Below are 9731 nucleotides of genomic sequence, written 5' to 3' on the forward strand. Positions count from 1 at the left end.
CGGGCCAGCCGGATGTAATCTCATCGTAGCGATGACCTTCCCACTCACCGAAGTTGACTTCCTGTAACTCTTTATAGGTCCTCACTTCCATGTGGTGAGGAGCTGCTACAATTTTCGCCGTTTCTTCGGCTCGCATAAGGTCACTGCTGTAAAAGCCGTCAAAATGAACGTCCTTCAGATACTCGCTCAAGCACTGTGCCTGAAGTCGTCCTTTATCATTTAAAGGAATATCCGTAGATCCCTGATACCACTGTTCTACATTCCCCTTTGTCTCTCCGTGTCGAACGAGGTAAAGCTTTATCATAAAAATCCTCCCTAATTCTCTATTATTAAATAAATGCGGTCACTTCGAAAAAGTTGTTCATCTGAATAATCAAGATCGCCACAAGCAATAAAACAGTTTCAGTCACTTCAATAACCGCCCCGTACGTATCGCCCGTCAGTCCTCCTAAACGAGCCGTTACCTGTCGGTGTGCTCCGTAAGCGACAAGAATTGCTCCGGCCAGTATATAAAGATAAACGATGCCGACTGCCAAAAGGGGCAATAAGGATACGGCAAAGGCCTTGAGCAACGCGTGACGCGGAGCATAGTCCTGAAAAGCTCTCCCCAAGCCTCGTTCACGTGCATAGGGAAAGCGCAAAATGCCCAAGACAGCTCCGAAGCGAGCCGCTGCAGGTATGCCTATCAAGAAAGGCCAGGCAGGCGTCAATTCGCCGACACAGGCCACCTTAAGTAAGATAACAAAGACAAAAGCAGCTACCCCGTTAGCTCCGACACAACTGTCATTCATAATTTCAAGACTTCGCTTTCGATCCCGACCCGAATAAATACCGTCGGCCGCATCCATCAGACCGTCGGAATGTAGACCGCCGGTCAGAAAATACCAACAGGCTACGGTTAGGACGGCTGACAAAAAGGGAGAAAAAAGAATCCCCGTCAAGCCTCGGACCAAGGCCGTTAAGAGTCCGATAAGAAGGCCGACAACGGGAAACCACACGACGGCCCGTCCGAAGTCGACATCAGACCAGTTCAGTCGCGAAGCCACTTGTATGCGCGTTAAAAATTGTAAGGCAATCAAAAAAGACCTCATATCTCTTCCTCCGCCCTAACGGATATTTTCTTAAGATCTACCGTAAGGCCGGCCACAGACAGGTATACTCTGTCCGCTTCGGCGGCTAAGACCGAGTTCATGCTCCCCAATACATCGCGAAAGGCACGCGACACGGCATTATCCGGAACGATGCCGGAGCCTACTTCATCGGTTACAATAATAACCGTTGCCCCGTTCGTTTTTACGGCCTTTGCCAATGAATGCATTTCCTGTAAGGCCGCATTTTCCGTATCTTGCGATTCGTCATGGCGACGGGCGTAAAAAAAGGAGGCCGCATAAGTCGTTAGTGAATCGATGAGAACCGTTTCATACTTGCAAGCCGCCTGTGCCGTTACAGTCGGCAGGTCGCAGGCGGCTTCTACTGTCTGCCATCCTTTCGGACGTCGCTTCTGATGACGGGCAACACGAGCCTTCATTTCTTCATCATCTGCCACAGCCGTAGCTATATACACCGTTTTTTTCGACCGTTGCCGTGCCAAGTTTTCGGCAAATTCACTTTTACCGCTTCGCGAGCCGCCGGTTACGACTATCAATGTTCCCATACATCCTCCTTATCGTACGCCCCATTATATCACAGAGTCCCTCAATAACTGAAAAACTGCCGCATAAGCGGCAGTTCTTAATTTTTACGATTTGCTTATTTCACTCTTAATCAAGTGGACTTCCGGAATAATAAGTTGTTCCGTTCCGACTTTTATCAAGCTCGTTTGGCCGGGCAAACAAAAGACGGGGCACTGACGAATGACGCCGGCCGCACTTCTATATGCAAGAGCCTCTGTCCCGCAAGCCCGCCGATATGCCAGAAAAGTCAACATCCCGTTAAATTCGGGAATAACCTTATCGAATTTAGGTTCCAACGTTTCCAGGGTCACGTCTCTTAAGGCCAACCCCGTACCGCCGCTGGTTACAATAGCATCTACACTGCACACCCATTCATGAATATGCTTTAAAATCGCTTCTCCGTCGTCCTTTACAATGGCATAATCCACGACCTGATGCCCCGCCTTAGTCAATAAAGACTGAATAAGCAAACCGTTCGTATCATCCGAATAGGTCCGGCTGTTGCTGACCGTAAGTATGGCAAAGCGTAAAGGACGGTTGTCTTTTTCTTTCCGACTCATATTTGTCGCCTCCCGTAATGAGGATCCGATTCTCGTTCAATTTATCACATTATATTTATATTATACGATACTTTTGAACAATAAGGTACTCTATTTAAGAATACAAGACAGGACCGTAACAAGTTTGATATAATAAAGCTGACCTGCATTCGATTCGGTCATAAACGAAGTTTTTTCGGAAAGGAAACCCATTATGGACTCGTTATTACAATCGAGCGGCACGATTATTGCCGTAATTTTCGCTGTTGCCGTCATTTACTCGTTGTATACGACCATACGCAAGAAAGACAAGGCTGAAAAAGCGGAGAAGGCCTTGGAGGGACGTAAACATACGCATGCCGTAAATTTACATTCCCATGATTTAAAGCCGCATAACGGCTACTTACGCTACGACGTACAGACTACGGGATACACCCATCGTTATCCGAATCGCTTTGTTGCCGTAGCCCTTGATTTGGCTGCTAAACAACCTTATTCCATATACAAGCTGGCTTTTGCGGAGTTCGAAAACGGCGAACCCGTCGATCGCCATTACTTCTATATTCAGCCGCCTGAAAACGACCTGTCTCAAGTCACGGACAAGGCCGTCAACTGGCAAGTGTTAACCAAGGCCGATACATTCGGGGAATACTGGAAGTCGGGAATGAAGGATATTTTTGAACATTCCGTCCTCGTCGCTCATAACGCACCGTTTGTTATCGGCTGCATCCTTCACGCCTTGGAAGTGTACGATATTAAAGTCGAAAAATTACGCTACGTCGATTCCTTGGAAACGGCCAAGGCGTTATACAACTTCGACGATAACTCTCTCGTCGGAATTTGTAACGAATCGGGTTTTGAAGCCGAACCTGACGACGAACTGAGCAAGGCCGTCGGATTGGGTAAGTTTTTTGCACTCTCTCACAGCGATTATCCTACAGCCCTGCCTCGTATTTATGCGTACGGTACGGCACCGACAGATGAGGAAATCATGGCGGCCGCCATTGCCGAAGTAGAACGAGAAGCGGATACGCCGGAAGCCATGTTCTCCCCCCTTGCCGTAAATGAAAGCTTATTAAAAACTATGGTGGATAAAGGCTACCTCGAAGACGGCGAACGCCCGGGTACCTATTATGCTACCGATAAAGGTCTCGACTTTACAGACGAAATAGACGGCCTATAAATATTAAATGAAAAGCATTACCTCACAGACTCATTTCATGTGCTTCTGTGACGGTAATGCTTTTTTGTTCCGTCTCCGACGGCTTTTATAAAACTTTTTATCGACCCGTAGCGGCAATTCGTTTATTCAACCACTGAACGACATCGCCCATCATATTGGTCGTCACGAAGTGCCCCACCCCGTCGTAAATGACAGATTGAACATCTGCTCCCGCCATTTTTAACTTACAAGCGTACAGAGCCTGTGCCGTCTTATCGACTACATCGTCAGCTCCGCCGTTTAATAAAAGAACCGATTTGTTACTCAATGCCTCCACGCGGTTATAAGGATCCGCCTCATCTATATGCGGCAACAGAAATTGCCATTCGGGAGTCCGGTCAATCTTCCAAGCGGCTCTAAAACGACGATCCGATTCATTCCACCATCCCGATCCGTTCAGGGACGCGGCCCCGCATACCTTCTCTTGTGCCGTAACAACACCGAGTGACGTAATACCGCCCATGGAATGTCCGGCCGCAAAAATTTTTCGCCCGGGCCAGTGGCCCTCACCATAAGCAACAAGAACTCCGGCTTCTTGCGTCGACTGCAAAACCGCCTGCCAAAATAACGGGTAAGCCTGCTTATCATCGTAATCTATAAGGCCTCTTTGTCCATGATTCAGTGCATCGGGAACGATGACGGCATATCCGTATGAGGCCATGATTCTCGCCCGCAAGGACTGTAACTCCTTACACGACGACCAGCCGTGATAAAAAATCACGACCCCTAGAACGTCTTCTGTAGGTACTACGACCAGACAAGGAATTGAGTCGATATACAACGCCTTCTCCTCAATCATCGACGCATCCCCCTGCGGCAAGCCACGGGAGTCTGCCAAATTTCCGACCAGATAAGGCCTGCCTGCAAGCGATTGCGTGGCATCCGTGCCGGCTGTGCCGCCCGTTGTACCTGCGTAACACCAACCTCTTCTTCAGCTTCAACTGTCGGTTCATCCGCTTCGGCCAAAGCCGCTTGAAAGACCGGGTTCGGTCCTATCTCAGGCTGAGCTTTTTCACGAATACTTTCCGAAGCCATGCGCTCAGGCAGTTCAAGAGTAACTTTCGTCTTACCGCCACCGGTTACGACTTCATAAGGGTCGTTTTCTTTTTCATACGGACCTTCCCAGTATCTTCTATCGTAGCTGTCCGTTTTGACCGTTTCCGTCGGATACGGATAGCCGTCGCCATAGGCATCATCGTCCCTGTAAGTATCCTCACCGGGATAAGGAACGGGCCGTTGATCCCGCCTTTGTCTTTTCGCCTTGCGAGCCGACTTCGACAGTTGCTTATAAATAAAGTAAAGAATAAGCAGGAAAAAAATCCAACTCATAGGCTCACCTACTTTTCATGTCCCGTCGAAGGATGCGAACCGTTTCCTTCCGTCGTCACGTCGGGAACACCCGTCCCGGCAACGGCATTACGCATATTCGTATCGGCCAAAATATTGCGCATGGAGTAATAGTCCATAACACCCAAATTGCCTTCACGCAAAGCCTGAGCCGTTGCCAAAGGAACTTCCGCCTGGGCTTCTACGACCTTAGCCTGCATTTCCTGAGTATAAGCATGCATTTCCTGTTCCTTCGCCACAGCCATGGCCCGGCGTTCTTCCGCCTTGGCCTGGGCAATTCTCTTATCCGCTTCGGCTTGGTCTGTCTGAAGACGGGCCCCGATGTTACGTCCTACATCGACATCGGCAATATCGATGGAGAGAATTTCAAAAGCCGTACCGGCATCTAATCCCTTATTCAGAACGGTTTTAGAAATCTTATCGGGATTCTCCAAAACTTCAGAGTGATCTTCGGCCGAACCGACGCTGGTAACAATGCCTTCACCGACACGAGCAATAACCGTCGCTTCACCGGCACCGCCGACAAGACGATCAATGTTGGCGCGAACCGTTACACGAGCACGTACCTTAAGTTCAATCCCGTTTTGAGCTACTGCCGAAATGAACGGCGTTTCAATAACCTTAGGGTTAACACTCATCTGTACGGCTTCCAATACGTCACGACCGGCTAAATCGATAGCCGCAGCTCGTTCAAATGTAAGGGACATAGTCGCCCGCTGTGCGGCGATCAGTGCATCGACAACGCGGTCTACGTCACCGCCTGCAAGGTAATGAGCTTCCAGCTGATTGGCGTTCACGTCCAGTCCCGCCTTGTTGGCCTTGACCAAAGGCAAGACGATTTTCGAAGGAATAACGCGTCTGAGACGCATCCCTACGAGATTAAAAATCCCTACATTCACTCCCGCCGCTCGTGCGGAAATCCACAAGCCGATAGGCACGAAATGTAAGAATAAAGAAACGATGAAAATAACGACAATAATGACTCCCAAGGGGAGTGCAAATACAATACCCGACATAGAAAAACCTCCTCACTGTTATGTGTCAGATTCAATGCTTTCCACGACGACCCGCATGCCTTCCGCTTCAATGACACGTACAGGTACATCCTTATCAATATAGTCACCGCGAGAAACGGCATCTACCCGTTTCTTATCAATGCGTACCGTCCCGGCAGGGCGTAAAGGGGTGAGTGTCGTACCGTTCTTGCCGATGTAATCACTCTTATCGGTCTGCGATTCATATCCGCTTTCACGCGTCGACCGATTCTTAAGAGTCACCTTGGCCAAAAGTCTACTCTGCGGCAACCGCGATCCGGCAAAGGCCAAAAATACGACGGTGCAGACAACGGCTCCGGCCAATTCAAAGAGAGCCGTCATATCGGAGCCGAGAATGAAAAAGAGACTTGCAAAAATCATGACGGTTCCCAAGAAACCGAAGATACCTACAGTCGGCGTAATCAACTCGATACCGACAAAGACGGCTCCCAAGACAAGTAAGGCTGCAAGTTTCAACGAATCGGCCAAGGTGCCGTCACCACTACCAAGAAGAAGAGCGCCGCTGATTACAGCCAGGCCGAACCCCGCACCGATACCGCCGGTTTTGATTTCAACAGCAAATGCACTGAGTAGTAATGCCACGAGAAGCACTCGTGCCAACTCATTTTGTAAGATGCCGAAGAACATATCCCTTAAAGATAGGCGGTTGTCTTGTACACTCGCATTATCCAGGCTGTACAGATGCAAGACTCCGTCAATACTGTCAGCCGTACCGTCCGATAAATTGACAGCTTTCGCCTGAGTATCCGACAAGGTCAACAACTGTCCCGGCTCGGCGTAGTTGGAATATCCCAAGCTTTTATCCGTCATCGCTTCAATAAGACGAGGGTTCTTTCCCGTCATCGTAGCGACTTGGCTGAATTTACCTTTCAATTCTTCCGTATCCTTTGCCGGCTCCGTGTCGGTGGCCCCGATACTGCCACCGGGAGCCATGACGATATGCCGGCATGACAACGCAATCAAAGCCGCCACCGAACGGGCGCGAGGCGAAACATAGGCAATAGTCGGCACAGCTGAGCCGGTCAATAAGTCGCTGATTTTAACGGCCTGCTCACGGCTGCCGCCGGAAGAATCTAAAGTCACGATCAGAGCCGCATCGCCCTGTGCTTCCGCATCAGCCAAACTGCGTTTAACCAAAGCCGTATTGGCTGCATTAATATCCCCGTCCACATGAACGACCCGCACCGTTTCGGCATAAACGGGTACACGGCCTCCTGCAACACTCACTAAACATACGAATAACAAAGCTATTATGATTCGCAGTCTATACTTCATAAAACACCTCCTGTAACGGCGGTTCATATATAAAGTAAGGGAGCTGTGCAATGACGACTCCCTTACTTAATTATACATGACGGTACTGATTTTTGTCGATAAGTTTTTATTCTTGCCTGTTCATTTCGTCCAAGGATAACAGGAAGGCCGGGGCATACTCCTTCATGAACGTATCCACTTCGGGCATATGTAAAGCATGAAGCTTTTCTTCCAATCCCGTATAAGCTTCATCGAATTCCGAATTACCGGCATGCTTTTCCTGTAAACACTTTAAATAGGCGCTTAGCGTATCCGCCGCTTTGACAAGAGGCCAAACGGGATCCTTTTCACCGTCCAGAATTAGCGGTTCATAGGCCGACTGTAAATCATCGGGCAAGGAATCAATAATGCGCTCACCTGCCAGACGTTCGATTTGGCCGTATGTCTCCCTCATGAGAGGGGTGAAGTATTTGACCGGCGTAGGCATATCTCCCGTGAAGATCTCCGTCACGTCATGATACATAGCCAAAACGGCAGCCCGCTCGGGGTTGACATCGCCGCCGAAACGACGATTTCTCAAAACGGCCAGATGATAAGCAATCATAGACGTCTGCAAGGTGTGTTCCTGAATATTTTCTTCCTGTGTATTGCGCATAAGCCCCCAGCGACGAATATATTTCATGCGGCTGAGCATGGCAAAAAAGTGGCTCATAGCAAACTCCTTAACGGTATAATCCCATAGCTTTCGTAACGGCTTCGTACGTCTTGCTTGCCTTTTCACGTGCCTTTTCGGCACCCTTCGTAAGGATGACATCAAGTTCCGGCGTGTCAATGAGTTCGGCATAGCGCTTTTGAATCGGTTCAAGGACGGAAATAGTCGCTTCAGCTACGTCCTTCTTGAATGTACCGTAGCCCTGTCCGGCATAAGCCCTTTCAATTTCTTCGTGGCTTTTGTCCGTAAGAGCTGCAAAGATGTCCATCAAGTTGGAAATACCGGGCTTTGCTTCTCTGTCGTAACGAACGGCATTGTCGCTGTCCGTCTGAGCGCGCTTAATTTTCTTTTCAATATCCTTCGGCGTATCGAGAAGGTAGACGGTAGCCGTCTGATTGTCGTCGGACTTACTCATCTTCTTCGTCGGTTCCTGCAAGCTCATGACACGAGTTCCGTCCTGTCCCAAGAGGATTTCGGGAATGGTAAATACGTCTTCACCGTAAACGCGATTAAACCGCTGTGCCAAGTCACGCGTAATTTCCAAGTGTTGCTTCTGGTCATCACCGACAGGAACAAGATTTGTCTGGTACAGCAAAATGTCGGCGGCCATCAAGGGCGGATAGGTCAAAAGCCCGGCCGGCACGGAGTCGCCGCGCTTAGAAGCCTTATCTTTGTACTGAGTCATGCGTTCCAATTCACCCACATAGGACATGGTCGTCATAATCCAACCGAGCTGTACATGTTCGGGAACTTCCGACTGAACGAAGAGAACCGCTTTTTCCGGATCCAAACCGGCTGCCAGATAGATGGCTGCCAATTGACGTGTCCGTTCATGAAGCATCTTCGGGTCTTGAGGGACCGTAATGGCATGCTGATTGACGACGCAGTAATAGCATTCGTTTTCATCTTGTACCTTCGTGAAATTACGTAGTGCGCCTAAATAGTTTCCCAGCGTCAAATTGCCGCTGGGCTGAATTCCTGAAAAAATAACGGACATAATGTGCCTCCTGATTGTTGACATTAAAAAAGCCTTTCATCCCCTCACTAGGGACGAAAGGACGTGTTCCGCGGTACCACCCGATTTGGCATAAAGCCCGACTCATTCCTCTTAACGGCAGGTACCGGCGACGCCTACTGGCTTCGGATCGCATCTCCCGGGTCCATTCACTATAATCGCCGCCGTCGGACTTTCACCGTCTCCGACTCGCTGAGCACAGCTGCATCACACCTACTTACACCCGTTCATCGACATTATTCTATACGTATAGAAGTGTATCTTCTTTAACCGTCACTGTCAAGAACAGAAGCCGTTTCATTGACAATGATGCTGCAGAATCATACAATGACCTTATCCTATGACTTTATCTAAACTCTTCGGGAGGCATCTATTGAAACACCTATCACGCAGAGACTTTCTGAAAGCTACCGGCATTGCCGTTGCGGCAGCCGCTGCCGGCGTATACGAATTCGTGCCCGGTACGAAGGCTATCGTAGACCAGGCCGTCCGTGTTACAAAGGCCACGGCGGCTCACTATAAACTGACCGACTCGGTCGATGCCTACAACATACGACAAATCATTACGGCCGACAGCCGTACGTCCCGTACGGTCATGTGGCAATCCCAATACGAAGAAAAAGAGACCGTCGTTGAATATCGATTAAAAGACGCGGAAGACACGTGGACCGTTGCTGCCGCCGATACCGTCTTAAACGACGACGGAAATACGACCTATGTTCACGGTGCCTATCTGGCCGCTTTGACTCCCGGTACGAACTACGAGTACCGCGTGGGCTACGGCGATCGTCGCAGTGAGTGGTCCCCTTTAAAAACTGCTGACGGAGCCGATTTCAAAGCTCTCATTTTCCCCGACTCCCAGTCTGCCGACTACGGAGTCTGGCGAGATACGGCCATGCCGGCGTGGGATCGCA

12 protein-coding genes and 1 other annotated feature are annotated in these 9731 nt (G+C 49.5%); of the genes, 2 read left to right on the forward strand and 10 right to left on the reverse strand.

Annotated elements, in window-relative coordinates:
* The 4 genes from PGX78_RS03895 to PGX78_RS03910 all read right to left on the reverse strand — a co-directional run.
* Positions 1-304: histidine phosphatase family protein (locus PGX78_RS03895; RefSeq protein WP_270445478.1), on the reverse strand; the 304-nt coding region annotated here is incomplete at its 3' end.
* A gap of 25 nt (positions 305-329) precedes the next feature.
* Complete coding sequence (gene cobS / locus PGX78_RS03900; protein ID WP_270445479.1) at positions 330-1091, reverse strand: adenosylcobinamide-GDP ribazoletransferase; 762 nt, start codon at positions 1089-1091, stop codon at positions 330-332.
* Positions 1088-1654, reverse strand: a complete 567-nt coding sequence (gene cobU / locus PGX78_RS03905) for a bifunctional adenosylcobinamide kinase/adenosylcobinamide-phosphate guanylyltransferase (RefSeq protein WP_270445480.1) — start codon at positions 1652-1654, stop codon at positions 1088-1090. The genes cobS and cobU overlap by 4 nt, the downstream gene beginning before the upstream one ends.
* Positions 1655-1738: 84 nt before the next feature.
* Complete coding sequence (locus PGX78_RS03910) at positions 1739-2233, reverse strand: MogA/MoaB family molybdenum cofactor biosynthesis protein (protein ID WP_006943193.1); 495 nt, start codon at positions 2231-2233, stop codon at positions 1739-1741.
* 193 nt (positions 2234-2426) lie between these two features.
* On the opposite strand from PGX78_RS03910, the gene PGX78_RS03915 reads away from it, so the two are divergent.
* Entirely contained in the window at positions 2427-3395 is a 969-nt protein-coding gene (locus PGX78_RS03915; RefSeq protein WP_270445482.1) for a hypothetical protein, read from the forward strand.
* Between the two features lie 97 nt (positions 3396-3492).
* On the opposite strand, the gene PGX78_RS03920 is transcribed toward PGX78_RS03915, so the two are convergent.
* The 6 genes from PGX78_RS03920 to trpS form a co-directional block, all read right to left on the reverse strand.
* Complete coding sequence (locus tag PGX78_RS03920) at positions 3493-4233, reverse strand: alpha/beta fold hydrolase (protein WP_270445483.1); 741 nt, start codon at positions 4231-4233, stop codon at positions 3493-3495.
* Positions 4230-4763: a hypothetical protein gene (locus tag PGX78_RS03925; protein ID WP_270445484.1), complete on the reverse strand. Its 534-nt coding sequence runs from the start codon at positions 4761-4763 to the stop codon at positions 4230-4232. The genes PGX78_RS03920 and PGX78_RS03925 overlap by 4 nt, the downstream gene beginning before the upstream one ends.
* Positions 4764-4771: 8 nt before the next feature.
* Positions 4772-5797, reverse strand: a complete 1026-nt coding sequence (gene floA, locus PGX78_RS03930) for a flotillin-like protein FloA (protein ID WP_006943189.1) — start codon at positions 5795-5797, stop codon at positions 4772-4774.
* 18 nt (positions 5798-5815) lie between these two features.
* Positions 5816-7111, reverse strand: coding sequence for an NfeD family protein (locus PGX78_RS03935; protein ID WP_270445485.1), 1296 nt, complete (start codon positions 7109-7111; stop codon positions 5816-5818).
* Positions 7112-7217: 106 nt separating this feature from the next.
* Entirely contained in the window at positions 7218-7802 is a 585-nt protein-coding gene (gene yfbR / locus PGX78_RS03940; RefSeq protein ID WP_270445486.1) for a 5'-deoxynucleotidase, read from the reverse strand.
* Between the two features lie 10 nt (positions 7803-7812).
* On the reverse strand, positions 7813-8799 hold the full coding sequence (trpS, locus tag PGX78_RS03945; protein WP_270445487.1) for a tryptophan--tRNA ligase: 987 nt from the start codon (positions 8797-8799) through the stop codon (positions 7813-7815).
* Positions 8800-8845: 46 nt separating this feature from the next.
* Positions 8846-9057, reverse strand: a binding site (T-box leader).
* 133 nt (positions 9058-9190) lie between these two features.
* Here trpS and PGX78_RS03950 point away from each other — a divergent pair.
* On the forward strand, positions 9191-9731 hold a 541-nt coding region (locus tag PGX78_RS03950; RefSeq protein WP_270445488.1), incomplete at its 3' end, for a fibronectin type III domain-containing protein.

This window comes from Megasphaera sp. AF13-6AC (assembly GCF_027685385.1).
Lineage (GTDB): Bacteria > Bacillota > Negativicutes > Veillonellales > Megasphaeraceae > Megasphaera > Megasphaera micronuciformis.

Coding starts and splice junctions, on each gene's coding strand:
- cobS (WP_270445479.1), bottom strand. CDS start 1,091: ATGAGGTCTTTTTTGATTGCCTTACAATTTTTAACGCGCATACAAGTG.
- cobU (WP_270445480.1), bottom strand. CDS start 1,654: ATGGGAACATTGATAGTCGTAACCGGCGGCTCGCGAAGCGGTAAAAGT.
- PGX78_RS03910 (WP_006943193.1), bottom strand. CDS start 2,233: ATGAGTCGGAAAGAAAAAGACAACCGTCCTTTACGCTTTGCCATACTT.
- PGX78_RS03915 (WP_270445482.1), top strand. CDS start 2,427: ATGGACTCGTTATTACAATCGAGCGGCACGATTATTGCCGTAATTTTC.
- PGX78_RS03920 (WP_270445483.1), bottom strand. CDS start 4,233: ATGATTGAGGAGAAGGCGTTGTATATCGACTCAATTCCTTGTCTGGTC.
- PGX78_RS03925 (WP_270445484.1), bottom strand. CDS start 4,763: ATGAGTTGGATTTTTTTCCTGCTTATTCTTTACTTTATTTATAAGCAA.
- floA (WP_006943189.1), bottom strand. CDS start 5,797: ATGTCGGGTATTGTATTTGCACTCCCCTTGGGAGTCATTATTGTCGTT.
- PGX78_RS03935 (WP_270445485.1), bottom strand. CDS start 7,111: ATGAAGTATAGACTGCGAATCATAATAGCTTTGTTATTCGTATGTTTA.
- yfbR (WP_270445486.1), bottom strand. CDS start 7,802: ATGAGCCACTTTTTTGCCATGCTCAGCCGCATGAAATATATTCGTCGC.
- trpS (WP_270445487.1), bottom strand. CDS start 8,799: ATGTCCGTTATTTTTTCAGGAATTCAGCCCAGCGGCAATTTGACGCTG.